Here is a 25,068-nt window from a genome sequence, read left to right on the forward strand (position 1 = left end):
CGGGCAGCGACCGTGGTCAACCGATGGATCTCAGCGCACTCTGGCGCGGAAGAGGCGCCCCTGCGGTTCCTGAGTCAGGAAGAGGCGACCGGGGCTTGGGTGGTTGAGGAACGAACAAAGCTGGAATTGACAGCGCAATCAACGCGGTGCCAACTGACAACAGAACGAAAAAAGGAATCGGGCGCACCAGGGGCTGACGTTCCAGCACCGTTCCGCAGCGGGAACAAATCGGCGTGGCTCCTTTAGGAGGCCGGAGCACGATCGCAGGTCCACAACAGCAATCAGGACAGCGAAAACGAGGCATCACGCCATAGCGGTCATCCGATCGTAGGGGCGCTACTTGCACAAGCCATCCGCTGCATCAACACGTCGATGCAGTCGCTTGCGAAGATCACAAGTCATGTCACTGAGTTGTCCATGCCCCTGAGCTCCCTGGTGCGCCTGCTGCAGACGTCGGCGTTGACGGGTGAATTGCTCGAGCGCAGCCAACGATCAGAGCGACTGCTGTTGCGTGGAGCCAATCGAGCAGCAAGGGCACTCGTGACCACAGCCCTCGCGCGTCGGGCCGATCAGTCGCTGCTCGTGGTGGTGCCGACACTTGAGGAAGCAGGCCGTTGGACGGCTTTGCTTGAGCTGATGGGCTGGCGATCAGCCCAGCTGTATCCCACCAGTGAAGGGTCCCCCTACGAACCCTTTGATCCCACCACCGAAATCACCTGGGGACAGCTTCAGGTCTTGAGTGAACTTCAGGACAAAGGCAGCGAAGGACTCGCAATCGTCGCCACTGAACGCTGTCTGCAGCCCCATCTGCCACCTCCGCAGGCACTGGCCAGTCGCTGCCGCACCTTGCGAAAAGGAGACAGCCTCGACCTTGAGGAGCTGGCCATCAATCTCAGTCAACTGGGGTATGAGCGCGTCTCCACCATCGACCAGGAAGGCACCTGGAGTCGGCGGGGTGACATCGTCGACATTTTTCCGGTTAGCAGCGAACTCCCCGTTCGCTTGGAATTCTTCGGTGATGAACTCGACAAGCTGCGCGAGTTCGACCCGGCGAGCCAGCGCTCTTTGGACCCGGTGGAGCATCTGAGGCTGACCCCGACAGGGTTCAGCCCCCTGATCGCCGAGCAACTGCGCGACAGCATGCCGGAAGGGCTTGACCAGCTTCTCTCAGAGGAGCAACTGGGTGCTCTTCTCGACGGTCAGACCCCCGAAGGAATGCGCCGTTTGATGGGTTTGGCCTGGGAGCAACCGGCTTCACTCCTCGATTACTTGCCGAATCACTGCAGTGTGGTGATCGATGAGCGGCGCCACGGGCAGGCCCACGGCCAGCAATGGCTGGACCATGCCGAGGAGCATCACAGTGAACTGGCTCTGAAGGTGCCCCCGCTGCACCGCTCCATTGCAGAGGCGATGGAACAAGCCGAGGCATTTTCCGGTTTTGATCTGGCGGAACTGCTGGAAGACGACAATCACAGCAACGGGTTTGACTTGTCCAGTCGCCCCGTAGCTGCCTACCCCAATCAGTTCGGAAAACTGGGGGAACTGATCAAGGGATACCAGCGGGAACGTCAGGCGGTCTGGTTGGTTTCCGCGCAGCCGAGCCGAGCAGTCGCCTTGTTGGAAGAGCACGACTGCATCAGCCGCTTCGTGCCGAATGCCGCCGACCACCAAGCGATTGATCGACTGATTGAACAAGGCACGCCGGTTGCCTTGAAGAGCAAGGGCACCGCTGAACTGGAGGGTCTCCAGTTACCAGCGTGGCGCGTGGTGCTGGTGACCGATCGGGAGTTTTTCGGGCAGCAGAACCTCACCAGCACCGGCTACGTCCGTCGGCGACGTAAGGCCGCTAGCCGGACCGTGGACCCCAACAAGATGCAGCCCGGGGACTTCGTGGTGCATCGCAATCACGGGATCGGGCGCTTTCAGAAGCTGGAGAAACTGGCCATCAGCGGTGAAGTGCGCGATTACCTCGTCGTGCAATACGCCGATGGCATCCTGCGGGTGGCCGCTGACCAGCTCGGAAGCCTGGGTCGCTATCGCGCCAATAGCGACAGCCCACCGCAGCTCAGCAAGATGGGTGGCTCCGCTTGGGTCAAGGCCAAGGAGCGGGCCAGCAAAGCGGTGCGCAAGGTCGCCCTGGATCTGGTCAAGCTCTACGCAGAACGTCACCAGGCTCCTGGTTTTGCCTTCCCCATCGACGGACCCTGGCAGACAGAACTCGAGGACTCCTTTCCCTACGAACCAACGCCGGATCAACTCAAAGCGACGGCAGAGGTGAAACGCGATATGGAGAAGTCGCAACCGATGGACCGGCTGGTCTGCGGAGATGTGGGCTTCGGTAAGACCGAAGTGGCCATTCGGGCGATCTTTAAAGCAATCACCGCCGGGAAACAGGTGGCGATGCTGGCACCGACAACAGTGTTGGCTCAGCAGCACTGGCGCACCTTGTCAGAACGCTTCGCTCCCTACCCGATCAAGGTGGCCCTTCTCAACCGATTCCGCACAGCAGGGGAGCGCAAAACAATCCTTGAAGGGCTGAAGAAAGGCACGATTGATGCGGTGGTCGGGACCCACCAGTTGCTGAGTAAAAGCACAGCCTTCGACAAACTCGGCTTGTTGGTTGTTGACGAAGAACAGCGCTTCGGTGTGAACCAAAAAGAAAAGATCAAAGCGCTACGCAAAGACGTCGACGTCTTGACCCTCTCGGCCACACCGATTCCGCGAACGCTCTACATGAGCCTTTCTGGAGTGCGCGAGATGAGCCTGATCACCACCCCACCGCCCTTGCGTCGACCGATCAAAACGCACTTGGCTGCCTTGGATGAGGAGGCCGTGCGCAGTGCCATTCGTCAAGAGCTGGATCGCGGCGGCCAGGTGTTTTACGTGGTGCCACGTGTGCAGGGCATTGAGGAGGTGGCCGGCAAATTGCGCGAGATGTTGCCCGGCTTGAAATTGCTGGTGGCCCATGGCCAGATGGCCGAGGGCGAATTGGAAAGCGCGATGGTTGCTTTCAACGGCGGGGAAGCCGACGTGATGCTGTGCACCACGATCGTGGAGAGCGGCCTCGACATCCCCCGTGTCAACACGATCCTGATCGAAGACGCCCATCGCTTTGGTCTGGCACAGCTCTACCAGTTACGCGGCCGGGTGGGGCGCAGTGGCATTCAGGCCCATGCCTGGTTGTTCTATCCAGGCGATGCGTCTCTCAGTGATGCCGCGCGGCAACGACTGCGTGCGATCCAGGAATTTGCCCAACTGGGCAGTGGTTATCAGCTGGCCATGCGCGACATGGAGATCCGCGGCGTTGGCAACCTGCTCGGTGTGGAGCAAAGCGGCCAAATGGAAGCCATCGGCTTCGATCTCTACATGGAAATGCTGCAGGAGTCCCTGGCCGAGATCCAGGGACAAGACATTCCAGCGGTCGATGACACCCAGGTGGACCTTCAGGTCACCGCCTTCATTCCGGCCGATTGGATCACCGATGCCGACGAAAAGATGGGGGCATACCGCTCGGCTGGCGAGTGTCAGAGCGCCGAAGCGCTGGTGGAACTGGCAGCTGATTGGGCAGATCGCTTCGGAGCACTGCCTGGCCCTGTGCAGTCGCTGCTGCAGTTGATGGAGCTGAAGTTGCTGGCAAAACGCTGTGGCTTCGCCCGGATTCGGCCCGAGAAACCGAACATTGCTCTAGAGACACCGATGGAAGAGCCGGCATTCCGTTTGCTGCGGCAGGGATTACCCCAACACCTGCATGGCCGCTTGGTCTATCAGGGCGGGAGCGGGAGCACGGCGAAGGTGCTGGCCCGCGGCCTCGGCGTGTTGCCGATGGACAAACAGCTGGAGGAATTGAAAACCTGGCTGTCTCAGATGGCCGCTCAAATCCCTGGGGGCGATGGTCTCACCGACGCGCAGCGTGCGGATCAAGACAAGCAGCGCAACGACGCCGTTCTCAGCGTTTAACACCGCAAAGATGAGAACAAATCGCCACAGTGCGCAATTCTTCGTTACAGTGTCCTCAGTTAGGGAGTTGGGCCTTGGGTGAGTTCATCGATCCGATTGCTTCCTCAGGGTCGTTCAGCCTGTTCAGCAGCCTGATCGGCGCCGCTGCTCTTGGGGTTTATGCCATCTGGCAGAACGACACTGAGAACGACGACGACGATTCCACCCCTGGTGGTGGCTTGATGCAACCGGTTGCCTGAAGCGTCAGTTTTTTCAAGTCTCAGCCCAGGTTTAGTCCTGGGCTTTTTTAATGCGGTCGCGTCAGCGAATGCTTCCTGAACGCTCAGCCTGCCGGTTGAAGAGCGCTCTGAAGATTGGCGCCACCTGGCTTGTAGGTCTGGGTTTGGTTCGCAGCTTTGATCGCCCGCAACAGCGTGGTTTCTGCAGTGCGGTATTGGCTGTCTTTCTTGGTACCAAGATCCTCAAGCTGCAGCGATTCAATCTCCTTTTCGCTCATGGCCACAGCCACATCCGGCTTGATGCCGTTCTTGTGGATATCGACGCCGTTGGGGGTCAAATATTTAGCGATGGTGACCGTCAAACCGGATCCATCGGAAAGACCGCGCACGGATTGCACCAACCCTTTGCCAAAGGTTTTTTGGCCAACGAGCTGGGCACGTTTGTTGTCTTGCAGAGCACCAGAAAGAATTTCGCTGGCGCTGGCTGACCCTTCATTCACCAGCACCACCACGGGACGCTGGGTCAGAGCAGAGCCGGTTGCCCGACGCACATCCTGAATGCCGGTTCGCGTCTTCGTGCTGACAATGGTGCCTTCATCCAGCCACTGACGGGCAATGTCAACACTGGCCTCAAGCAGGCCGCCAGGATTGCTGCGCAGGTCGAGCACATAGCCATTCGCACCTTCTGCTTCGAATTTGCGAATCGCCGCCCGCATATCTTTGGCGGCATTGGCGTTGAATTGCTTTAAGCGGATGTAGCCAATCTTTTCTCCACCAGCTGTGGTGTTGAGCTGGCTTTCAACAGCATGGATCTCGATGCGGGCACGCACGAGGGGGACGGACACAACCGCTCCCTTCCGGCGCAGGCCGAGAACCACTTCTGTCCCTTCTTTACCGCGGATCAATTTGACGGCGTCTTCGGTGGTCATGCCCTTGGTGGACTTGCCATCGATGGAGACGATCACGTCTTTGGGCTGAACCCCCGCGCGGGATGCAGGAGTGCCTTCAATCGGTGAAACAACAACGATTTCTTTGGAGTCCTTATCCAGGGAGATCTGGATCCCAACCCCCATCAGTTCACCGGAGGTCTGGATCTGCATGTCCTTGAACTCTTTCGGATCAAGGAAACGCGTGTAGGGATCATCCAGACTGGCGAGCATCCCTCGAATCGCTTCATACGATTCTTCACTGCCGGCATAGGCCTTGGTGAGCAGATTGCGACGCAGGGTTCTCCACTGTTGTGGATCGTATTTTCCGGTGGAATCGAGATAGTCGCGGTAGACAATCTGCCAAACCTGATCAATCACCTCCTTGGGGCTATCGGTGATTGATGGTGATCCAGCCGAAGGCAGGCCTAAGCCCGGAGAGGAGAGCGCAACGGCCGCCGCCAATCCTCCGGCGCCAAGCACGACCAACCAAGAGGAACGACTCGATCGATTGGGCTGGGAAGCGGACATGAAGACAGCTCAGGCCTGATTATTCAGCCTAACCAGCTCAAGCGGGTTCCACCCAGCGCCCGTCATCCTTGATCAATTGAATCAGCGCTTCCACACCCTCTTGTTCAGGCACCTTGCGGATCTCATCGCGACCGCGATAGAGGGAGATCACACCGGGAGTCTTGCCGACGTAACCGTAGTCAGCATCTGCCATCTCGCCGGGGCCATTGACGATGCAACCCATCACCGCGATGTCTAAACCGGTGAGATGAGCGGTGGCATTTCTCACCTGATTGAGCACCTCCTCGAGATTAAACAAAGTGCGACCGCAGCTCGGGCAGGCCACGTATTCGACCATCGTTTTGCGAAGACCCAGAGCCTGAAGGATTGAGAAGCACACAGGAATTTCTTTTTCTGGTGCTTCTGTCAGCGACACCCGAATCGTGTCGCCAAGCCCCTCCGCCAAGAGGGTGGCAATGCCCGCCGTGCTTTTGACGCGGCCGTAGTCGCCATCACCCGCCTCAGTCACGCCAAGGTGCAGGGGGTAGTTGAACCCTTCCGCGTCCAAGGTGTCAGCCATCAGGCGGTAGGCCGCAAGCATCACGGGAGCGCGCGAAGCTTTCATCGAAATCACGATGTTGTGGAAGTCAAGCTCGTCGCAGATGCGCACAAATTCCATGGCCGACTCCACCATCCCTTTCGGGGTGTCGCCGTGGGTGAACAGCATTCGCTCAGCCAAGGAACCGTGATTGACGCCGATCCGCAACGCCTTGTTTTCAGCTTTCAGCAGTTCCACAAGGGGGCGGAAGTCATCTTTGATGCGCTGACCAATCGCATCGAACTCGCTCTGGGAAAACTCCTGCCTGGACGGGTCGGGTTTATCGAAAACGAATAACCCGGGATTGATGCGCACCTTGTCGACATGCTTCGCCACTTCCAGAGCGATGCGGATGCCGTTGTGGTGAACGTCGGCCACCAAAGGAACGTTGCACCCTTGCGCTCGCAGGGCAGCGCGAATTTCACCCATGGCCTTGGCGTGAGCCATGGAGGGTGTGGTGACACGAACGATTTCGCAGCCGGCATCGGCCAGCCGACGGATGCCAGCAACGGCTGCATCGATATCGAGAGTGTCCTCATTGATCATCGACTGCACCGCCACGGGATGGGCACTGCCAATGGGAACGTCTCCAACCATCACCGTGCGGGTCACACGGCGATGGATCTGGGTGTCGTAGCGACGGGAGTCGGCGTTGATGGCAGTCACTGAAGTGGCGGTCAAGGCTTGGGCGCGCCGGATGCGGGCTCACCCTGGCATAACCGATCCCGCACCTGACAAAGATCCTCCAGAGTCAAGGACACTGGCTTGCCCGGATCACGGGATGGATTCCTCAGCAAATAAGAGGGATGAAAGATGGGCAGCCAAGAGCGTTGATCCTGTTCAATCCACACGCCGCGTAGGGAACGCATCGCCTGTTTCAATCCGAGCATTGCTGAAACGGCTGTGGCTCCGACCAGAATCACAACGGTCGGATCCACGATCGCGATCTGTTCCTCAATCCAGGGCCGACAGGCGCTGAGCTCCTTGGCGGAAGGCTTGCGGTTGTCGGGGGGGCGGCACTTCACCACATTGGTAATGAACAAATCACGGTCAGGACTGAGCCCGGCCTGCACGAGCAGCTGATCCAAAAGCTGGCCGGAACGGCCAACAAAGGGAAGGCCCTGGGCGTCCTCACTGGCACCGGGAGCCTCACCAATCAGCATCACTTGCGCATTGGGGTTCCCCCGACTAACCACCACCTGTTGACGTTGGGTTGAGAGCGAGCAACGACAACAACCACCACAGGCCTCGAGCCATTGCCGGGTGAAGGACTTGCTGGTCATGCGTTGCGCTTCGAGGTCATCAAGAGCAGAAAGGCATTGCGCTCGGGATCCACCATCCAGCATTCAGCGCCGAACGATTCCAGCCGCGCAGGCTCCTGCACGGCTGCACCCTGCTGTTGTGCCTGATCGCACCAGCGTTCAAGCGCCGCGAGGAGATCCCGATCCGTTGTTTGCGCCAGACAGGGAGACCAAGCACGACCCTTCGGCGGCAGTTCCCGTGTTGATGAGGGGCGGTAAAACTGCAGCGAAGGCATCCCCTGAGGGGACACCAACCAATGGCTGGCTGAAAGACCGGCACGGGGAGCCTCACCCAACAGACCGGCGTAAAAAGCAGCAAGCTCATGCGGATGGGCACTGGGAATCACCCAGCTGAGCGTCACCTCATTCGGCACAACAACGTCGCTCAACACGTCCTCAGCGTCCCCACAATCCTGACGTGTTGAAGGTGGCCTGGGACACCAGATCAGGCAGGATGGTGTGGTCTTGGGCACCCGGTGGAGGGGTGCTGCGCTGATGCTCCGCCCGTCCCTGCTCTCCAACCGGGCCATCGCCCTCCAACCATCGCTCACGCTGGCGATCAGCGCCCGTGCGGCTGCCATGAAGCAGGCCGGGCGCGACATCTGCAGCATGTCGGCTGGAGAGCCCGATTTCGGCACGCCTGAGTTCATCGTTGAGGCCGCGATCAAAGCCCTCCGTGATGGAGTCACCCGCTATGGCCCTGCAGCTGGGGACCCTCAGCTGCGCGAGGCTATTGCCAACAAGCTGACACGGGACAACGGCATCCCCTCCACAGCCGCCAACGTACTGGTGACCAATGGGGGTAAACAGGCGATCTTCAACTTGTTCCAGGTGGTGCTCAACCCTGGTGATGAGGTACTGATCCCCTCCCCGTTCTGGCTCAGCTATCCAGAGATGGCGCGGCTTGCGGGTGCCGAACCCGTGACCGTGCCCGCATCAGCGGAGACAGGATTCCGGCTGGATCTTGAGGCCCTGGAAGCCGCGATCACCCCGCGCACTCGCCTCCTGGTGATCAACACGCCTGGCAACCCAACGGGGCGGGTCAGCGACCGAGACGAGCTCCTGGCACTGGCTGACATGGTCCGGCGTCATCCCCAGCTGCTGGTGATGAGCGATGAGATCTACGAATACCTGCTGGATGAGGGAGTCGAGCACCACAGCTTCGCTGCAGTGGCGCCAGATCTCGCAGAGCGCACGTTTGTGGTGAATGGATTTGCCAAGGGGTGGGCCATGACCGGTTGGCGCCTGGGGTACCTCGCTGGCGACTCCGCGGTCATCAAGGCAGCATCCGCCCTGCAGAGCCAAAGCACCAGCAACGTGTGCAGCTTTGCCCAACGCGGAGCCCTCGCTGCATTAATGGAGTCCAAGGACTGCGTCCGATCGATGGCGACCAGTTACAACAGCCGTCGCAGCCAGTTGGTGACAGGACTGCAAGCCATTGATGGGCTCACGCTGGTAAAGCCCAAAGGCGCCTTCTACGCCTTTCCGAAATTGCCGGAGCATGTCGAAGGCTCGATGCAATTCTGCGAAGTTGCCCTGGAGCAGGAAGGTTTAGCCCTGGTGCCTGGTCTGGCCTTTGGGGATGACCGCTGCATTCGTCTGTCTTGTGCCGTGTCGCGTGAGACGATCGATGATGCTCTTTCGCGCCTTGGGCGGCTGCTTAGCGCCTGAAATGAGAGAGCGCACTGTTCATCTCATCCCATTTGCCAGCACCCATGCCAGCTCGAGAACGCCGGGCCGTCGCCTTCAGTCTTGCCCTGTTCGGAATTCTGTCGTCGACGGCCCTTCCGAGTTGGGCAGCTGAAACGCTCCGCATTGGCGCCATCCCGGATCAGAACCCCGAGAAACTGAACCGGTTGTATGGCCTTCTCGCCAAGCAACTCAGCCAAAAGCTCAACGTTCCCGTTCGCTACATCCCAGTCAGCAACTATCCAGCCTCTGTCAGTGCGTTCCGTACTGGAGGTCTCGATCTGGTTTGGTTCGGTGGACTCACGGGCGTGCAGGCCAGGCTCCAAACCCCTGGAGCGGTCGTGCTTGCCCAACGCGATATCGACGCCAAGTTCCGCAGCGTTTTCATCGCCAACACCAAGAGTGGCCTGCAACCAATCAGCAACATCCAGGGTCTTAAAAGCCTGCAGGGCAAGCGCTTCAGCTTCGGGTCCGAGAGCTCCACATCTGGCCGCTTGATGCCCCAGCATTTCCTCCAGCAGGCGGGGTTGAAACCCAGTCAATTTGCAGGGGGCAAAGCTGGATTCAGCGGCAGCCACGACGCAACGATTGCCGTGGTTCAGAGCGGTTCCTATGAGGTTGGCGCCCTGAATGAACAGGTTTGGAATAGCAACCTCAAGAACGGCAAAGTCGACCCGACCAAGGTGAAGGTGATCTGGCGAACCCCCACCTATGTGGACTACCACTGGGTGGCGCGTCCAGGTCTCGACAAGCGCTTCGGCAAAGGCTTCACCACCAAGTTGCAACAAGCCCTTCTCGGAATCCAACCCTCAGGAAACGGCAAAACGGTTCTCGAACTCTTCGGCGCTGAGAAGTTCATTCCAGCCTCAGCCTCGCAGTATCGAGCAATCGAAACCGTGGGCCGTCAACTCGGCAAAATCCGGTGACGGCAGTGCTGGAGCTTCGCGACGTCAGCCTTCGAGGTCGCGACACAGCACGCCTGGATCACGTCTCCCTCTCCCTTCAAGCGGGGGAGACCGTGGCCCTTCTTGGCCCCAGTGGAGCCGGCAAAAGCAGTCTTCTTTCAATCGCCAACGGCAGCTTGAAACCTGATGCCGGTGGCGTGTACTGGCGGGGGACAGAGCTGCACTTGCGACCTCGACAAGAGCGTCGCCAGATCGGAACCCTCTGGCAGGACTTACGTCTTGTGGAGGAACTGAACGTGGCCCAAAACGTCAACAGCGGAGCCCTCGGGCGGCGCTCGTTGCTCTGGGCCCTCACCAACCTGCTCCTGCCGCTGGAGCGAGAGGCCTGCGGGCGTTGTCTGAAACAGGCAGGGCTGCAGCCCGACCTGCTCGATCGGCCGGTCACGTCCCTCTCCGGGGGACAGCGCCAACGCGTGGCCTTGGCCAGGTTGTTTCGCCAACGCCCGGGTCTGGTTTTAGCGGATGAACCGCTGTCCAGCCTCGACCCCGCGCTGGTTGAGGATCTGCTGACAACCCTGCTGCGCCAAAGCCCCCTGGATGATCACGACGTGCTTCCGAGCACCACAGTGATCTGTCTGCATCGACCCGACCTGATCCAACGTTTTAATCGCGTGATTGGCCTGAAACAGGGTCGTATGGTTCTCGATGCCCCTGCCAAAGCCATTACTGACCGCGAGCTCAAGGATCTGTACGGGCCTGCAATCAACACTGCCAAGGGGGCGCAAGCATGAACCGGTGGCGGCTGAGCCCTCCGTTGCTGTGTCTTTTGCCCGGGCTTGCTCTCCTGCCGGTCTTGGTGGTGGTTCTCCAAGGAATCCATGGCGGCGGACTCGAGACCTGGGGTGAGTTTTTGTGGGCGGCATGGCATCCCAGTGGCGATCCGCTGTTGCTTGCATCCCTCTGGAATGGACTTCAGGTGACTGTTGCCACAGCCCTGGCGGGCTGGGGTCTGAGCACCCTGATTGGCCTGATTCTCGGGATCCTCAGCAGTGATGTGGTGTGGTCGAGCACACAGCTGCCGATCCAGCCCGCTCCCCTGCTGCGCAGCGTGCTGGCCATCCCCAGATCAATTCATGAACTGCTGTGGGGATTGCTGTTGTTGCAGGTGGTGGGACTGCACCCATGGGTCGCAGTCGCCGCCATCACGATCCCCTACGGAGCCTTGGTGGCCAGGGTGTTTCGCGATCAGATCGACAGCATCGATCGTCGCGCTCTGTCCGCGATGTTGCAGACAGGAGCAACAGCACCCTCAGCCCTGCTTACCAGCCTCGCGCCGCCTTTGCAGGCGGTGCTGTTGAGCTACGGGGGTTACCGCCTTGAATGCGCCTTGCGCAGCGCCACCCTGCTGGGGGTTTTCGGATTAGGAGGGATCGGCACCGAACTGAAACTGACCCTCCAGTCGCTGCAGTTTCAGGAATTTTGGAGCGGTCTCTGGCTGTTGATCCTGCTCAGCGTTCTGTTGGAACAAGGCCTGGGACTCTGGCGAAGAACGCAGCGACAACACCCGAACCAATGGAGCAGCGTCAGCCTGCTGGTGATCGCAATGATCGCTGCGTGGGGTGGCGGATTGGGTCTCCAAGCGCTTGTGCCTGACACAGGCATGCCCCTGCAATGGATGCTGCCTCCACTGCCAGGGCTGGCGGATCTTCAGGCTGCCGCCCTCGAATTGCCGTGGCTGGAGATGGTGGAACAGACGTTGAGGCTCACGTTCATGGCCGCTGGCGTCGCCATCGCCATCCCACCGCTCTGCCTCTTGCTCCTGCCGGGGATGCTGGCAAAACGTGTGTTGCTCTGCCTTTGGGCCCTACAGCGCGTGCTGCCAGCCCCACTGACCCTGCTGATGTTGCTCCTCGCAACGCTGCCCACCCTCTCTCTGGCAGCCCTTGCCCTTGGTCTCCAGAACGCAGGGGTGATGGGTCGATTGTTGGTGGAAGGCCTTGATCAACAAACGGACGACCGGGAAACAGCCCTGGCAGCAACAGGGGCGGGGCGCCGTCAGGCCTGGCTGCTGGGGCAGCTCAGCCCGCAAAGCCATTCCTATCTCGCCTATGGGGCCTACCGAGCTGATGTGATCCTTCGGGAGACGGTGGTGGTTGGCTTGGTGGGGGGCACCGGGCTGGGCTGGATGCTGATCGAATCCCTGAGCTCCTTTTACTGGGCCGCAGTGGTTCTGTTGATTGCATGCTTTGCGCTGCTCACCCTTGCCGGCGAACATCTCAGCGATCGTTGCCGGCAAGGCTGGTTGCAGCAATCCAACGGAACGGCGTCGCCATAAGCCTGCAAAGCTGAGGGGGATCAACACCTTCAGGGATGCCATCAGCACCACGCCAACTGACCGTGATCGGCGATAGCGGGGTCTATGGGTGGGGTGATCGCGAGGGCGGAGGCTGGTGCGAACGCTTACGGCGCAGCTGGATGCAAACCCCGGAAGCCCCCGTGGTCTACCCACTGGGGGTGCGCGGAGATGGCCTGGAAAATGTGGCCCAGCGATGGGAGCAAGAATGGAAGACCCGCGGTGAACTGCGACGCCAAACACCGGGAGGACTGCTGTTGTCGGTTGGGCTCAACGACAGCGCCAAGGTCGGACGCCGTGATGGTCGCCCTCTCCTCAGCGCTGATGCCTATCGCTTCGGGGTGGAGCAATTAATCAGGGCCATGGCGCCTCAAACTCAGGTGATGGTGCTGGGCCTGACGCCTGTCGACGAACACCCGATGCCTTTCGCTGACTGTCTCTGGTACGACAATGCAGCGATCAGCATCTACGAAGCCCAACTGGAGGAGGCCTGCCTGGAGGCCGACGTCCCCTTTTTGCCTCTCCACCAACCGATGCAACTGGAGCCTGGCTGGCTTGGCTGGATCGAGCCGGATGGCATTCACCTCAATGCCGATGGCCACCACTGGATTCACCAACGCCTGATGCATTGGCCTGCGCTGCTGGACTGGGCAGGTCTGGAAACACGCACCCAGGCCACACCTCTCTGGAGCTAACGAAGACCTGAATCCCGCGCTGCGGCGTCCGTAAAGTCCGTGCGACTGCCGATCCGTCTGTGCCGAACCCAACCGCGGCGATCATCGCCCAGGCCTCGACATCTCAACTCAAGGACTACCTGCTCGGATTCACTGAAGACGCCGCCATCCTCACGGTGCGAGAACTGATGAAGCGGGGTGAATCAGCCCAACAGGTGATCAGCGACCTGGAGAAGGAGCTTCAGCCCAGCCTCGACAACGGCATGCCGATGCGGTCATGCCTGGCGCTGATCGCCGCCCTCAAGCAGGAATTTCTCTCCGATCAGAACTGAAACGCCTCATCCCCTATCAGCCTGCGTCCCTCTGAAGGGGGAATCGGATTCACCATTCCTGGGGAGGAGCACCGCATTGATCACGCAGAGCGTGAATGCAGTGCGATTCCCATGCATGACTTCCGAACCCATCAATCGTCTCCAACAACGGCGGATCCGCTGTGAACAGCGGCGAAAGCTGCCAGTGTCAATTCAGAAACGCAACGCGCAGGTCTTGCGTCACTGCGGATTGGCCCATCTCGCCACGCACCGGCAACTGGGCCGTGGCTGTGGAGAGCACGACGATCTGCTTCAAGAGGCCTATCTCGGCTTAATTCAGGGATCTGAGCGCTTCGAGGCATCGCGCGGCAACCGCTTCAGCAGCTATGCGATGCGACTGGCAACGGGGCGCATCCAACACTTTCGGCGCGACCGCGTGCGCTGCCTGCGCATCCCCTGGCGCTTGGATGCCCTTCACACCCAAGCAATCCGCCTGCAGGAGCAGCGCGCCCATGCCCAGCGTCCCCCTTTTTCGGATCATCAACTGGCATCAACACTGGGCGTCAGTCTTGAGCGATGGCGACAGGCCCTTATCGGCCATCAGCAGCATCATCTGATCAGCCTTGATCAGCCCAGAAGCAGAGATCGCTATCCCAGCGACGCGGATGGGGACATCCCCCTGATCCAGGAACTCTCTGACATGACCGTCAGCTGTGATGACGACCAACAACGTGAGTGGTTGCAGGAGCAATTGGAGCAGTTGCCGCAGCGAGCACGAAGCTGCATCGAGAGGCACTACCTGGCAGGGACTTCAGCCAAAGACATCGCCAAGGAAGACGGCTGCAGTTGCTCGGAGATCAGGCGAATCCTGCGGAGCTCACTGGAAAAACTGCGTCAACTGGCCAACACAACCACTGCAGCCATGCCCAACACAGCAGCAACGGCCGTCTGAATGGCGTTGACCATTTCATTGGTCAACCAGGGTGTGCGCTCCTGGAGAAGGGCACCAAGCAGACTTTCCAGCAATGTCGCCAGCAGACCAACGGCCGCCACCAACCAGGCCAGAGGCCCTGCTGGCACCAACTGCACAGCCACAACAACTGCTGTCATCACCAGGCTTCCGATTGCGCTGGCCAAGGTTCCCTCAAGGCTCACGGCGCCCTCTGTTCCGGGGGGCACGCGGCGCAAGGTGGTGATCAACACCGTGGTGCGCCCATAGCGCTTACCGATTTCGCTGCCGAAGGTGTCGGCCAACTTGGCGGCGAAGCTGGCGGAAAAGCCAACAAGCAACAACGGCTTAGGCCCGAGACCGCTTCCGATCAGCAACGCCAAAAACGCTCCAACAGCGGCCGAACCCCAAACATTCGCTGGGCTTCGACGGCCACCGCGGGCTTCGGCGAGCCCCTGTCGCTGCTTCTGCTGGAAGCCCACCTTGGTCACCAGCGAGCCCAGTGCGAGGTAGAGCACCACAGCGGTCCATCCCTGCCAGCCCAGACAGCCCCAGAGGATCGTGCCCAGGATCGCGGCGTGACACCAACCGGCCCGCGTCAGCAAGGGAACCCGTTGTGCCAGTGCAATCAACACCCCATTGAGGGCAAAAGCGGTGACCCAAGTGGTGAGTCCTGCAGCGTCCGAGGCCATCAACCTGTGTTGCACTGCCCTAAGCATCAACCGTAGAGGGACTGGCGCAACGGATAATCAGCGGAGGTCACTGTCGAGTTCGCGGCATGCTGTTCAACAAGAAAGGCTTTTTCCTCGAACTCGGGGACGGATCTGAGCCTTCAGCTCCTGCGGCGATCGTGGCTCCAGTGAGAGAAGCCACAGAAGACGACCAAGAGATCAAAACCGAACCTGAAGCCAAGTCTGCCCAGCTCGCCGTTGCAGTCGCAGCTCCCTTGGAGACCGTCAAGGAGAGCCCGACCGCTGCGACTCCAGCTCCGAGTCAGGCCAAGAAGCCCTCACTGACCACCGCTGAAGCGATTGCAGCTGAATTGGCCGCGGCTGAATCCGCACGCCCGGAGGTGACACTCACCACATTCGCTGTCGATGCCCTGCAACCTGGCAATGCACTGCGGCCTCAGAAGCGCCGGCCTGGAGCCAACCTGAGCGGTTTCCGCTCCATGGCCTCCGACCTGTTCAAGAGCTCATCGACTGGGCGGGAAACCAGCCTCTAAATCGAACTCGCGGCCGAACACTACAGTTCAGCACGACGACCGACCTCACCCCGCATCTTGACGAGAGAGCCTGCTGTGACCGGCAGACATATCGAGAGCGGGGCTTTTTGGTGAATACACAAGAGCACAACAAAAAATCAACGAGCAGCTTCAATATCAGCAAGAAATTCTTTGAAAGCATCAGCGGCACGCATCTCAAGCTGTTGATTCCGCCAATTTTGGAATTCAGGCAACGCACTTCGAGCCGCCTTTGCACTTTTGATGCCAGCGGGAGATTGGTAAAAGCTCAAAATTTCTCGCAGTTCATTGATGGACAATTGAGCCCCATACAACCTTGACCACTCATCAACCATCTCCTCAACCGTTACACCCGAGCTGATTTTTGCAACAAACCGATCAAAGGCAGCTTGGAAGGTTGGAGGAAGCGTGTCACCTGATTGCTTGGCGATTTGGTCCAAAAGCCCTTTTGCCATCTGTGTGTTGGCTTCAGCAGATTTCGCAAGAGACTCAGACCAGGCTATTGGAAGCTGCTGTGCTTCAACAATTTGACGAACAAGGGTGTCTCGCGCATCCTGCGCGACTACAGGCAGCTGCATCAGAGGAGACAAAGCAACGCCCATTCCAATCATCAAGGCAGCGAACCTCATAACCAACGCAATCAGATCTTTTGAGACTAGAGGTCAAATTCAGAACACGCCAAAACCTCAACAACGCTGGAAAGAAGAAACACGTTCACGTTCATTGACCTCTCCAACAGTCTTCTCCGTTCAACGATCGACCCACTAAACAAGGTTCAGCACTCTCCGATCAGAATCGGGACGACCTCATCGTTTCCGCTTTTGACGGTCTGTGTGGCCATGACGTCTTGCCCACACAACGGGGCGTTGGATGATCAGGCTGGAGCGCTCTCGTTGTCGCGCGGCAACCGGAATCGCCAGTGGCTCAGCAACGTTGCAGCGGCCACGGCTGCAGTCGAGGTCCTCAAAATCGTGCGCCCCATCTCGAGAGGTGTCCACCCATTCCGCTGGGCATCGTCCTGTTCCGTCGCCGTCCAACCGGCCTCTGGGCCAATCGCGATCCAAAGCTCAGGAATGTTGCCGTGATCCAGTGCCGCTTGTTCGCACGCAAGCCAGTCATCGAAACGCACTGAATCCGGCTGACGCGTGGTCGCCAGGGCCTTGAGACTGCCCTCAGCTGGCATCGACCACCAGTCCTTCGCCTCCACGGTGGAGAGCAGCTCGGGCATCCACAGGCGCTCACACTGCTCCACCGCTTCCTTCAAGATCGTGTGCCAGCGATCGGGGCGATCCTCTGCCTGGGGTGTGCGCCATTGGGAGGAGAGCGGCTGGATGCAATCAATCCCCAGCTCACACGCCATCCGCATCACATCGTCCATACCGCGACGTACGCCCACTACTGCCAAACCAAGGCGGGGCCGAGGAGCCGAAGCGGTTTCCAAAGGTTGATCCAACGGTTGATGGAGGTCCAGCTGTTCGCCGCCTTCCATGAGTTGGGCCGACCAACTATGCCCCTGACCATCAACAACAGCAAGGTGATCGCCGGGGCGAAGCCGCAGAACCCGGCGAAGGTAATGGCGTTCATCCCCCTCCAAGACCAACACTGACCCACTGGTTGGCAACCGGGTAGGAGCAATGAGCAGGCGACGGAGTTCCGCCATCGCAGCGAGTCAGTTCATGGAGGGGAAAACGCTGTCGGGATGCTCTTCAGCAGGCCAATCCTCGTTTTCACCACCCACCAGCAGCTCCTCCAGCTGAACGACATCACTGTCCAACTGGCGCAGTGCATTGATCAGCACATCGAGAGCAAAGGCATCGGTGGTACCCAGATCGATCCAGCAACGCCCCCATTGCTGGTTGTATTCCAGCTGTCCCATGTTGTGCATCAGTGCTGGCATCGCGGCAGTGGCTTGCTCGTTGTCGTAGCTCATCCAACTGAGGTCCTCCCCCGCCTCATGGGCTTGAAGGTTCTCAGCGTTGAACCCGCCGAGTCGGCCCATCACATACCAGCTGTCAAACACGCCATCCACGTAGTTCCGTTCCCCCTGACTGGGGACATCCGAAAAACGCAGCCACAGCCAGCAGTTGAACGGGTCGACTTCACGAAAACGAACGTCCATGGTTGTGGCCATCTCACCCTCATCATCGCTGCAAGGGGGAGGGATCAAGCAAGCTGTGGCCACTGGCTCAAGGGAATCGGCTCAACCGGCGCACCATGCTTGAACTGAACGACCTGCAGTACCAACCCGCAACCACGGAACAACCCGTACTGAAAGGGATCAACTTGCGGGTCAGTTCCGGTCGGCCCGTGCTGATTTCGGGGGCGAGCGGCAGCGGAAAGACCAGTCTGATCGAGGTCGTCAGCGGTCTTGCAGGGGAGCAGCGAGGAACGGTGACGTGGAAGGGACAAAGCCTCACCCGTCGGCAGCGACGGTGGCTCTGTGGCGTGCTGTTTCAGTTCCCGGAACGCCATTTCCTCGGGCTGAGCGTGAGCCAGGAACTGAAGCTGGGGCATCGGCGCCTCAGCACCGACGCGATGCACCAAGCGCTGCGTCGCGTGGGCCTGAGCAATGTTGACCTCAAACAAGCACCCGAACGGTTGAGTGGCGGTCAGCAGCGACGGTTGGCATTGGCTGTGCAGCTGATGCGCCAAACCGATGTCCTGCTGCTGGATGAACCCACTGCAGGGTTGGATTGGTCGGTGCGCGATGACGTCCTCGAACTGCTGCAGGACCTGGCCCGCGACAAAGTGTTGATTGTGGTGACCCATGAGCCGGATCTATTCCAGCGCTGGGAGTGTGAGCAATGGAAACTGCAAGCCGGTCAGCTCCGTGCTCTGTCACCATTGGCCGCAGTTGACTGACCTCCATGAGTGACCGCCTTGTCCGGGCGACCGCCGCCGGAGGCGGCATCCGTCTCGTGGCCGTCACCACCACGGAGGCCACCCGTGAAGCCCGCCGCCGGCACGGTTTGTCCTATCTGACCACGGTGATGCTGGGGCGGGGCATGGGTGCGGGTCTGCTTCTGGCGAGCTCGATGAAAGTGGCCCATGGCCGCGTCAGCCTGCGCTTTGGGTCTGATGGCCCGCTCAAGGGGCTGATGGTCGATGCAGGACGGAACGGCACCGTTCGGGGTTACGTCGGGAACCCAAGCCTGGAACTGGACCCGATCGCCGATGCGGGCGGGCACTACAGCTTCGATTTCGCAGAAGCGGCGGGAACGGGGTACCTCCACGTCGTGCGTGATGAAGGCAAAGGAGAACCCTTCAGCAGCACCGTGGAGCTTGTGCGTGGAGGGATTGGCGAGGACGTGGCGTCCTATCTGCTCCACTCTGAGCAGACACCATCAGCCGTCTTTGTGGGGGAGCAGATCAACAGTGATGGGCTGATCTGCAGTGGAGCCCTTCTGGTGCAGGTGCTACCGAAAGCCGCCGAAGAACCGGCCCTTGTTGCTCTTCTCGAGGAACGTTGCCGTGAAATCGATAATTTCAGTGGCCGGTTGGCAGCATGCCAAAACAACCTGGAAGAACTCCTCAAAGACGTTTTCCCCGACCTGGATCCACAGCCCATTCCAGCGGGTGAACCCAGCCAGCCCATCCAGTTCCACTGCCCCTGCAGTTATGAGCGCAGCCTCGGAGCACTGCAAATGCTGGGCAGAGAAGAGTTGACGTCGATGTTGGAAGAAGACGGCGGCGCAGAACTGACCTGCCACTTCTGCAGTGAGGTCTATCGGGTCGACAGCGATGGGCTCAAGGCGCTGATCGATGGGCTGCCTACCGCCAGCTAAAGCGCCCTAGGCCAACAGCAACGCGCCGGCCAGCAACAGCAGCAAGGCCGGCAAGGCTTGAAGTTGGTCAGCGCCGAACAGAGGCACAACTGCTGAACCAGCAACTGCCACGAAAAGCGCTCCAATTGCAAGACCGACGGCCAGAAGCAACACACTCCAGCCAAGGGAGGCAAGAGGTCGACGACCACGCTTGATCTGGCTGAGGAAGAGGCCGATGGTGCCCAACGACAACACCAAATCAGCCGAACCCGACGTCGCCACCAGCAGCAGCAGACCAAGACCCCCAGCAACTGCGCGAACAAGAAGACCTTGGCCCTCAACAAGAGAGAGGGTGGGCGTCCAAGAGCCCACACTGACCGATGGTTTGGGAATGGAGAGCTGGCGGAGGCGGGTGAGAACCGTTGGACCGTTATTGAGTGCGGAAGCCTGGGAGGCCACCTGCTGCTCTCGCTCAGACGCACTCGCTGCAGCGACACTGAGCTTTCCGGTCTGCCGTTCCCGAAGACGAGCCATCAAGACCGCGTCGTAGGCGGCTTCAACCTTGGCCCTGGCCTGGGGGTCATCCCCCGCAGCATCGAGGGCTGCAGCCTTGGCTTGTTGCACCGCTTCAAAGCCGCTTTCGGCTGTGATGCCAAGCCTGGCGTAGGGATCCTGAGAGCCGGAATCGGAACCGGAATCAACCCCGGAGGCCATAACCGCAAGAAGCACTCAACTGAGCGTATCGAGACGGCTGCAGCAGCGGCGACGAATGCAACGGAGCCACGTCAAAAGACGGGGGGACCGTGCCTGTAACCGAGACAGTTCTCGAGGTGATCACGCCGATGTCGCGCTTGAGCAGAACCCAACGACAAGCGCGTTTTGATCAACGGCATTTGCGGGGGGAGGTGGTAACCCTCAAGGATCTCGACTTCCCCCTGTCGAGAGCGGAAACAGACGTAATCAATCCCGCCGTCATCACTGGGACGGTGCAACCAGATGGTGTCCACCATCGCGGTTCAAAAAAGTTGAAAAAGTCTGGCGAGCCCCCGGCCTGATCGCGAGAGCTGAGAAGGCGAACTAGAGACTGATGGGTTCCACACCGCTCACGACCGGCGCAACAGCACTCAGAGCAAAATCGGGATGCTCTTCACGCAACTGGTTGAGATTCCACTCGTTCTTGAACAGCAACACAGGCCGATTCCAGGCATCCCGGACCGTTTTGCAATTGAAGATACGGCCCACTTTCTCCAACTCCTGCCATCCACCGGTGACCCAACGGGCCACCTGGTAGCCGAGCGGTTCAAGCCGAGTGGCAACGCCATATTCATTCTCAAGGCGGTGCTGCACCACCTCCAGCTGCAGCTGGCCAACCGCAGCCAGAATCGGATCCCGCTTGCTTTCGTCAGTGTCGTAGAGGATCTGAACAGCCCCTTCTTCGCGTAGTTCGTTCACGCCCTTGCGGAAGTTTTTGAAAGCGGAAGGGTTGGGATTCCGCAACCAGCTGAAGATCTCCGGGCTGAAACAGGGAATTCCTTCGTATTCCACCTTGGAGCCCAGATAAAGGGTGTCACCAATGGCAAACATTCCTGGGTTGTTCAAACCGATCACATCGCCGGGGTAGGCGTCTTCCACCACTTCACGATCCTGGCCAAACAATTTCTGAGGCCGGGATAAACGAATGGTTTTGCCGGTGCGTGCATGCTGCACCGCCATGTCCTTCTCAAACTTGCCGCTACAGACGCGGACAAACGCCACGCGATCGCGGTGGCGAGGATCCATGTTGGCCTGGAGCTTGAACACAAAGCCGCTGAAACCTGGGCGAATGGTCTCAATTTCACCGGCACTGCTCGTGCGGGGCATGGGCTTCTGGGCCAGCTCAAGGAAGGCATCAAGAAAAGGCCGGACGCCGAAATTGGTCATCGCAGACCCGAAAAACACCGGTGTGAGCTCACCGGCATGGACCATTTCCAAATCCAGTTCCGCCCCTGCTGCCTCCAGCAGGTCCAGTTCCTCAAGCGCTAGTTCCAGCAGGTCAGACTCCACCATCTCCAGGAGACGGGGATCATCCGCGTCCATTTCAAGTTCTTCCGCCTGACGGCCCCGTTCAGCTCGGCTGAACAAGATCACGCGTCGCGTGCGGCGATCAATGACGCCTCGGAATTGCTCGCCACTGCCAATTGGCCAATTCACCGCCCAAGGGGTGAGACCAAGCTCTGACTCAATTTCATCGAGCAGCGACAAGGGATCGCGTCCTGGGCGATCCATCTTGTTGATGAAAGTGAAAATGGGGATCTGCCGCATGCGACAGACCTCAAACAACTTGCGCGTCTGAGGTTCAAGCCCCTTGGCCGCATCCTCCAGCATCACAGCGTTGTCCGCTGCGGCCAGGGTCCGGTAGGTGTCTTCTGAAAAGTCCTGGTGACCTGGGGTATCCAGCAGATTGATGGTGTTGGTGCCGTAGTCGAACTGCAACACCGTCGACGTGATGGAGATGCCGCGCTGCTTCTCCAGCTCCATCCAATCGGAAGTGACCTTGCGTTGCTCACCGCGGGCCTTCACGGCCCCGGCCTGCTGGATCGCCCCCCCGTAGAGGAGGAGCTTCTCGGTCAGCGTGGTCTTACCCGCGTCAGGGTGGGAGATGATCGCGAAATTGCGACGTCGATCCACCGCTTCAGCCAGGGCCTGAAGCTCGGGGTTTTCAGCTGAGACGGAGGGACTTGTCATCGGGCCAGCTTCTCAGAACAAGTGACCCCAGACCTCGAGATAGCGATCGTCGACGCTGGCGACGGAGAGCTGATCAGCCAAACCAGCATTCACAAGCTGTTCTGCCACCTCCTCCACCGTGAAAGCGGCATGCAAGGAAGCGACGTAATCCCGTTGCAACACGTCGGGAGCATCGCGCAGATAACGGTCTTTGAGGGCGTGCACGTCTTCTTCGCTGACGGGGCGACGCAGGTCTTTGATGTAAATGACTGCTCCTGGCATCCCAAGCGCTCTCACCGACTGCCAGAGCACGGCCGGATCATGGAGATGATGCAACAGGCTGTTGCTGATCACAGCGCTGTAGTCGCGATCAAGTGAACAGTCAGGCAAAACCACCTGACGGAAGTTGACACGCGCGCAGAGATCTGAACACTCTGCGCGGGCCTCTTCGGCCAATGCCAACATCACTGATGCCCCGTCGAAGCCCACCACATCAGCAGCTAAGAAGTGTCGCGCGAGACGAAAGCTGATGTTGCCGGGCCCGCAACCAAGGTCTGCAATGCGCTCACCAAGACCAGCGGGAAACAGAGCTTGAACACGATCGATCAACGCCTGATCACCCGCACTGAAATCAGCTGATGCATAAGCCAGAGCCTGCTCCTGGCCATTCATCAATTCAGGTTCAGGAATGCGTTTCATCGTGCATTCACTCACTTGAAATTAAGTGTTTGGGTGGGATAGGGGATATCAATTCCCTGCTCGCAAAGTGCTTGGATGAGTCGCCGATTCAAAGAATGCATGCTGTCTTCAAAAGCATTGTGGTCATCGTGGGTGGAGCCGAGCTCAATAACATAGTCGTAGCTATAGGGAGCAATTCTTTCCAATCGGCAGGAGAAGAATTCCAAATTTGGATCCTGCATCAGCGCCTGCTGAACCAAGCCAGGAACACACTGCAACTGCGCTGGAGAAGACCCTCTCGCGACCGGCAAAACAACCTCAGAAGCTTTTGCTTGAGCAACCAACTGCACAAGCCTCACAAGAATGACTTCACGAAGGGCTAAATACGATTCCCAGCCATGGAGTTCGATAATTGCGAAGACCACCAATGTTTCAGAATCATCCTCAACACGCCTGTGCAGCGTGACCAGAGGCTGCTGAAGAAGAGAATTAGCGTCCAAGAAACGGCGTGCTTGCTTCAGCAGCTCTCGCAACTGAAAAGGCGACATGGAAGAATCCAATGGAATCTTGAGATCCAAGCTTTGAACCGGGTGAGGAGATGGCGTTCTGTGAGATCGTGAATAGTTGACAATTGTTGCCTCATCAGCAACTGAATTAGGGATTGTGACCCTGCTTTCGAGGGTCTGCATCTCCAAAGAGCGCAGGCCAATTTTGTTGATATAGCCTATGTTTTCACCCACCATGCAAAATTCTCCAACCCGAAGCGGTCGATCCGTTTGGATCGAGAATCCAGCAAAGAGGTTCCCGAGCAGCTTCGAAGCCCCCAAACCGATTGCCAGACCGGGCACTGCGGAGAAAGCGAGCAACGTGCTTGCGGGAAGCCCTAGACGAAGCAGAAGTCGGTAAAAAATCAACGCGGCAACCAACACCCCAATGGCGCGGCAAAGTGGAATCACAAGACTCGACACACGCTGCTGACGCAGCTGGGATTCAGCACCCCGCAAATGGCTTGTGATTCGAGCAATGGATCGACCGAGGGCTTCAAACAACAGATAGGCAACAACAGAACCAGCCAAATGCTTAATGACATAGGCCGCATACGTGACCACCACCAAAGGGAAGGCCGTAAAATTCACCACATCGCCAATTAGATACTTAGCGAAGCTGGTGAGCGGAACCAGCGGCACGATGATCAGCAAACGTCGCCAAGCCAAACGCTGCTGCAACAATGACTTACGTATGCCAGGCGGGTTGAATGGCTCACGCCATGTGAGCACCAACATCCTTAAAAGAAAGAATGTCACTAAAGAATAAATTACAACAACCAAGACTGCGCATACAATTTGAAAAACAGTTTGCCCAAAGAAAGGAAGCTCTAGAAAGGCACGCCAAGGCTCAGGCCAACCTAAATACCAATCAGGTGGCACAAGATATCCAGGCGTGAGAATAAAGTTTTTGTAGAAACCTGGAGTCGCGAAAGGCTGCCGAACAACTGGCAAATCACGAATCTCACCATACATCTTATTGATCCGAGACACAGTCTCTGCCGAGAAAAAATATTCGTTATTCTCTGGATCTCCAACCACTTCAGTGGTTAACGTTATTGCCGTTCCAGGTATCCGCCAGGCTTCAACAGGCTTTAAGCGCAAATCATTAAACGATTTCATCTCCCGAGCATCGGGAATAGAAATTGGCTTAACGCTGTGAGTGAACACGTAATCAAGAACGTGTTTCAGCCGAATTGCAGCCTCCTCTGACATATCGACACGGACGCTGGCTGGAAAAACGGATGCATCAAGAGCGCTGACTGCCTGCTGAAAGAGCAATGAGGTGTCTTCAATCTCTTCTCTTCTCGCAGCTGGATTCGCACGAGCAGCCTCAAGGGCATCAACTTGACCAAGGGCTTCGGCGCGACGCCCCACTTCGGCCATCACGGCGTAAAAATTCAGCAGGGTCGCCTGGGGGCTGTCGCCCACCACTTGCCCAAGAACCACCTCAGACAACCGGCCAGCGTCTTCCTCAAGATCGGGATAGAAGGGCTGCTCCTGGATCGGGATAAAGGTCGATCGTGCTGGCATGACCAGACCTCGACCGTTGTGGTCGGCGGACTGGCCTGCGTGGACACCAAACACGACCAGCAGGCTGGTCAAAACAAAGGCCCAGATCCAGCGCCCGGGGCGATTCATGAACAACGGGGCATTGACTTACCAATCAAGGCAATCTGACCAAAAACTGCTGTATGCCACAAGCCCGTCACATCAAGAGATACACCTAGAGACCACAAGGACA

The 25,068-nt window shown here is 58.8% G+C and carries 25 protein-coding genes; 12 read left to right on the plus strand and 13 right to left on the minus strand.

Annotated elements, in window-relative coordinates; genetic code table 11:
- Positions 1 to 417 precede the first annotated feature (417 nt).
- Complete coding sequence (gene mfd, locus RS9916_RS04210) at positions 418 to 3,957, plus strand: transcription-repair coupling factor (protein ID WP_038024158.1); 3,540 nt, start codon at positions 418 to 420, stop codon at positions 3,955 to 3,957.
- 74 nt (positions 3,958 to 4,031) lie between these two features.
- A complete protein-coding gene (locus RS9916_RS14780) occupies positions 4,032 to 4,196 on the plus strand; it encodes a hypothetical protein (protein WP_007098005.1) in 165 nt (54 codons plus the stop codon).
- An 83-nt stretch (positions 4,197 to 4,279) separates the two neighbouring features.
- Here RS9916_RS14780 and RS9916_RS04215 read toward each other — a convergent pair whose 3' ends face one another.
- From RS9916_RS04215 to RS9916_RS04230, 4 genes are read right to left on the minus strand one after another with little or no spacing between them, the layout of a single operon-like run.
- The gene (locus RS9916_RS04215; RefSeq protein ID WP_038023249.1) at positions 4,280 to 5,632 is read right to left on the minus strand and encodes a S41 family peptidase; all 1,353 of its coding nucleotides are present in this window, start codon (positions 5,630 to 5,632) and stop codon (positions 4,280 to 4,282) included.
- A gap of 37 nt (positions 5,633 to 5,669) precedes the next feature.
- Complete coding sequence (gene ispG, locus RS9916_RS04220; protein ID WP_038024159.1) at positions 5,670 to 6,866, minus strand: (E)-4-hydroxy-3-methylbut-2-enyl-diphosphate synthase; 1,197 nt, start codon at positions 6,864 to 6,866, stop codon at positions 5,670 to 5,672.
- 20 nt (positions 6,867 to 6,886) lie between these two features.
- Positions 6,887 to 7,492: a uracil-DNA glycosylase gene (locus RS9916_RS04225; protein WP_007098008.1), complete on the minus strand. Its 606-nt coding sequence runs from the start codon at positions 7,490 to 7,492 to the stop codon at positions 6,887 to 6,889.
- Positions 7,489 to 7,899 (minus strand): hypothetical protein, encoded by a 411-nt coding sequence (locus RS9916_RS04230; RefSeq protein WP_007098009.1) that lies wholly within the window; start codon positions 7,897 to 7,899, stop codon positions 7,489 to 7,491. The genes RS9916_RS04225 and RS9916_RS04230 overlap by 4 nt, the downstream gene beginning before the upstream one ends.
- Before the next feature lie 106 nt (positions 7,900 to 8,005).
- Here RS9916_RS04230 and RS9916_RS04235 point away from each other — a divergent pair, with 106 nt between their 5' ends.
- The 7 genes from RS9916_RS04235 to RS9916_RS04265 all read left to right on the plus strand — a co-directional run bounded on the left by RS9916_RS04235 (position 8,006) and on the right by RS9916_RS04265 (position 14,394).
- On the plus strand, positions 8,006 to 9,181 hold the full coding sequence (locus tag RS9916_RS04235) for a pyridoxal phosphate-dependent aminotransferase (protein WP_038024162.1): 1,176 nt from the start codon (positions 8,006 to 8,008) through the stop codon (positions 9,179 to 9,181).
- Positions 9,182 to 9,225: 44 nt separating this feature from the next.
- Positions 9,226 to 10,125, plus strand: a complete 900-nt coding sequence (locus RS9916_RS04240; protein WP_007098011.1) for a putative selenate ABC transporter substrate-binding protein — start codon at positions 9,226 to 9,228, stop codon at positions 10,123 to 10,125.
- Entirely contained in the window at positions 10,122 to 10,895 is a 774-nt protein-coding gene (locus RS9916_RS04245) for a phosphonate ABC transporter ATP-binding protein (RefSeq protein ID WP_007098012.1), read from the plus strand. Before RS9916_RS04240 ends, RS9916_RS04245 begins: the two co-directional genes overlap by 4 nt.
- Positions 10,892 to 12,439, plus strand: a complete 1,548-nt coding sequence (locus RS9916_RS04250) for an ABC transporter permease (protein WP_007098013.1) — start codon at positions 10,892 to 10,894, stop codon at positions 12,437 to 12,439. The genes RS9916_RS04245 and RS9916_RS04250 overlap by 4 nt, the downstream gene beginning before the upstream one ends.
- A gap of 35 nt (positions 12,440 to 12,474) precedes the next feature.
- Positions 12,475 to 13,152, plus strand: a complete 678-nt coding sequence (locus RS9916_RS04255) for a GDSL-type esterase/lipase family protein (RefSeq protein WP_007098014.1) — start codon at positions 12,475 to 12,477, stop codon at positions 13,150 to 13,152.
- 59 nt (positions 13,153 to 13,211) lie between these two features.
- Positions 13,212 to 13,463, plus strand: coding sequence for a hypothetical protein (locus tag RS9916_RS04260; protein ID WP_007098015.1), 252 nt, complete (start codon positions 13,212 to 13,214; stop codon positions 13,461 to 13,463).
- Between the two features lie 115 nt (positions 13,464 to 13,578).
- Positions 13,579 to 14,394, plus strand: coding sequence for a sigma-70 family RNA polymerase sigma factor (locus tag RS9916_RS04265; RefSeq protein ID WP_050752241.1), 816 nt, complete (start codon positions 13,579 to 13,581; stop codon positions 14,392 to 14,394).
- On the opposite strand, the gene RS9916_RS04270 is transcribed toward RS9916_RS04265, so the two are convergent.
- The gene (locus tag RS9916_RS04270) at positions 14,337 to 15,083 is read right to left on the minus strand and encodes a TIGR00297 family protein (RefSeq protein WP_007098019.1); all 747 of its coding nucleotides are present in this window, start codon (positions 15,081 to 15,083) and stop codon (positions 14,337 to 14,339) included. The genes RS9916_RS04265 and RS9916_RS04270 overlap by 58 nt on opposite strands.
- Positions 15,084 to 15,169: 86 nt before the next feature.
- Between RS9916_RS04270 and RS9916_RS04275 the strand changes: the two genes are divergently transcribed.
- On the plus strand, positions 15,170 to 15,616 hold the full coding sequence (locus RS9916_RS04275) for a hypothetical protein (RefSeq protein WP_007098020.1): 447 nt from the start codon (positions 15,170 to 15,172) through the stop codon (positions 15,614 to 15,616).
- A 137-nt stretch (positions 15,617 to 15,753) separates the two neighbouring features.
- Here the strand turns inward: RS9916_RS04275 and RS9916_RS13490 are convergent, their stop codons facing one another.
- From RS9916_RS13490 to RS9916_RS04290, 3 genes are all read right to left on the minus strand, one after another.
- Positions 15,754 to 16,236 carry a DUF2059 domain-containing protein gene (locus tag RS9916_RS13490; RefSeq protein ID WP_198003394.1) on the minus strand — a complete coding sequence of 161 codons (483 nt, stop codon included), beginning with the start codon at positions 16,234 to 16,236 and terminating at the stop codon, positions 15,754 to 15,756.
- A gap of 272 nt (positions 16,237 to 16,508) precedes the next feature.
- Positions 16,509 to 17,294: a 16S rRNA (uracil(1498)-N(3))-methyltransferase gene (locus RS9916_RS04285; protein ID WP_007098022.1), complete on the minus strand. Its 786-nt coding sequence runs from the start codon at positions 17,292 to 17,294 to the stop codon at positions 16,509 to 16,511.
- A 9-nt stretch (positions 17,295 to 17,303) separates the two neighbouring features.
- Positions 17,304 to 17,753, minus strand: a complete 450-nt coding sequence (locus tag RS9916_RS04290) for a DUF3531 family protein (protein WP_007098023.1) — start codon at positions 17,751 to 17,753, stop codon at positions 17,304 to 17,306.
- 95 nt (positions 17,754 to 17,848) lie between these two features.
- Here RS9916_RS04290 and RS9916_RS04295 point away from each other — a divergent pair, with 95 nt between their 5' ends.
- Positions 17,849 to 18,496: an ABC transporter ATP-binding protein gene (locus RS9916_RS04295; protein ID WP_007098024.1), complete on the plus strand. Its 648-nt coding sequence runs from the start codon at positions 17,849 to 17,851 to the stop codon at positions 18,494 to 18,496.
- 5 nt (positions 18,497 to 18,501) lie between these two features.
- A complete protein-coding gene (gene hslO / locus RS9916_RS04300) occupies positions 18,502 to 19,419 on the plus strand; it encodes an Hsp33 family molecular chaperone HslO (RefSeq protein ID WP_007098025.1) in 918 nt (305 codons plus the stop codon).
- A gap of 6 nt (positions 19,420 to 19,425) precedes the next feature.
- On the opposite strand, the gene RS9916_RS04305 is transcribed toward hslO, so the two are convergent.
- The 5 genes from RS9916_RS04305 to RS9916_RS04325 form a co-directional block, all read right to left on the minus strand.
- Positions 19,426 to 20,112: a CPP1-like family protein gene (locus tag RS9916_RS04305; RefSeq protein ID WP_007098026.1), complete on the minus strand. Its 687-nt coding sequence runs from the start codon at positions 20,110 to 20,112 to the stop codon at positions 19,426 to 19,428.
- Positions 20,113 to 20,183: 71 nt separating this feature from the next.
- Entirely contained in the window at positions 20,184 to 20,405 is a 222-nt protein-coding gene (locus RS9916_RS14785) for a hypothetical protein (protein ID WP_007098027.1), read from the minus strand.
- A gap of 70 nt (positions 20,406 to 20,475) precedes the next feature.
- Positions 20,476 to 22,122, minus strand: coding sequence for a peptide chain release factor 3 (locus RS9916_RS04315; protein ID WP_007098029.1), 1,647 nt, complete (start codon positions 22,120 to 22,122; stop codon positions 20,476 to 20,478).
- A gap of 12 nt (positions 22,123 to 22,134) precedes the next feature.
- Positions 22,135 to 22,800: a trans-aconitate 2-methyltransferase gene (locus RS9916_RS04320; RefSeq protein ID WP_007098030.1), complete on the minus strand. Its 666-nt coding sequence runs from the start codon at positions 22,798 to 22,800 to the stop codon at positions 22,135 to 22,137.
- A gap of 11 nt (positions 22,801 to 22,811) precedes the next feature.
- Positions 22,812 to 24,965 carry a mechanosensitive ion channel family protein gene (locus RS9916_RS04325; RefSeq protein WP_007098031.1) on the minus strand — a complete coding sequence of 718 codons (2,154 nt, stop codon included), beginning with the start codon at positions 24,963 to 24,965 and terminating at the stop codon, positions 22,812 to 22,814.
- Positions 24,966 to 25,068: the final 103 nt, after the last annotated feature.

Origin of the sequence: Synechococcus sp. RS9916, from assembly GCF_000153825.1 — a bacterium.
Classification (GTDB): Bacteria; Cyanobacteriota; Cyanobacteriia; order PCC-6307; family Cyanobiaceae; genus Synechococcus_C.

Excerpts from the sequence above, each read along its gene's own strand:
- mfd (WP_038024158.1), top strand. The coding sequence starts at position 418 with ATGCCCCTGAGCTCCCTGGTGCGCCTGCTGCAGACGTCGGCGTTGACG.
- RS9916_RS04215 (WP_038023249.1), bottom strand. The coding sequence starts at position 5,632 with ATGTCCGCTTCCCAGCCCAATCGATCGAGTCGTTCCTCTTGGTTGGTC.
- RS9916_RS04225 (WP_007098008.1), bottom strand. The coding sequence starts at position 7,492 with ATGACCAGCAAGTCCTTCACCCGGCAATGGCTCGAGGCCTGTGGTGGT.
- RS9916_RS04235 (WP_038024162.1), top strand. The coding sequence starts at position 8,006 with ATGCTCCGCCCGTCCCTGCTCTCCAACCGGGCCATCGCCCTCCAACCA.
- RS9916_RS04240 (WP_007098011.1), top strand. The coding sequence starts at position 9,226 with ATGCCAGCTCGAGAACGCCGGGCCGTCGCCTTCAGTCTTGCCCTGTTC.
- RS9916_RS04250 (WP_007098013.1), top strand. The coding sequence starts at position 10,892 with ATGAACCGGTGGCGGCTGAGCCCTCCGTTGCTGTGTCTTTTGCCCGGG.
- RS9916_RS04255 (WP_007098014.1), top strand. The coding sequence starts at position 12,475 with ATGCCATCAGCACCACGCCAACTGACCGTGATCGGCGATAGCGGGGTC.
- RS9916_RS04265 (WP_050752241.1), top strand. The coding sequence starts at position 13,579 with ATGACTTCCGAACCCATCAATCGTCTCCAACAACGGCGGATCCGCTGT.
- RS9916_RS04270 (WP_007098019.1), bottom strand. The coding sequence starts at position 15,083 with ATGGCCTCGGACGCTGCAGGACTCACCACTTGGGTCACCGCTTTTGCC.
- RS9916_RS04275 (WP_007098020.1), top strand. The coding sequence starts at position 15,170 with ATGCTGTTCAACAAGAAAGGCTTTTTCCTCGAACTCGGGGACGGATCT.
- RS9916_RS13490 (WP_198003394.1), bottom strand. The coding sequence starts at position 16,236 with ATGGGCGTTGCTTTGTCTCCTCTGATGCAGCTGCCTGTAGTCGCGCAG.
- RS9916_RS04285 (WP_007098022.1), bottom strand. The coding sequence starts at position 17,294 with ATGGCGGAACTCCGTCGCCTGCTCATTGCTCCTACCCGGTTGCCAACC.
- RS9916_RS04290 (WP_007098023.1), bottom strand. The coding sequence starts at position 17,753 with ATGGACGTTCGTTTTCGTGAAGTCGACCCGTTCAACTGCTGGCTGTGG.
- RS9916_RS04295 (WP_007098024.1), top strand. The coding sequence starts at position 17,849 with ATGCTTGAACTGAACGACCTGCAGTACCAACCCGCAACCACGGAACAA.
- hslO (WP_007098025.1), top strand. The coding sequence starts at position 18,502 with ATGAGTGACCGCCTTGTCCGGGCGACCGCCGCCGGAGGCGGCATCCGT.
- RS9916_RS04305 (WP_007098026.1), bottom strand. The coding sequence starts at position 20,112 with ATGGCCTCCGGGGTTGATTCCGGTTCCGATTCCGGCTCTCAGGATCCC.
- RS9916_RS04315 (WP_007098029.1), bottom strand. The coding sequence starts at position 22,122 with ATGACAAGTCCCTCCGTCTCAGCTGAAAACCCCGAGCTTCAGGCCCTG.
- RS9916_RS04320 (WP_007098030.1), bottom strand. The coding sequence starts at position 22,800 with ATGAAACGCATTCCTGAACCTGAATTGATGAATGGCCAGGAGCAGGCT.
- RS9916_RS04325 (WP_007098031.1), bottom strand. The coding sequence starts at position 24,965 with ATGAATCGCCCCGGGCGCTGGATCTGGGCCTTTGTTTTGACCAGCCTG.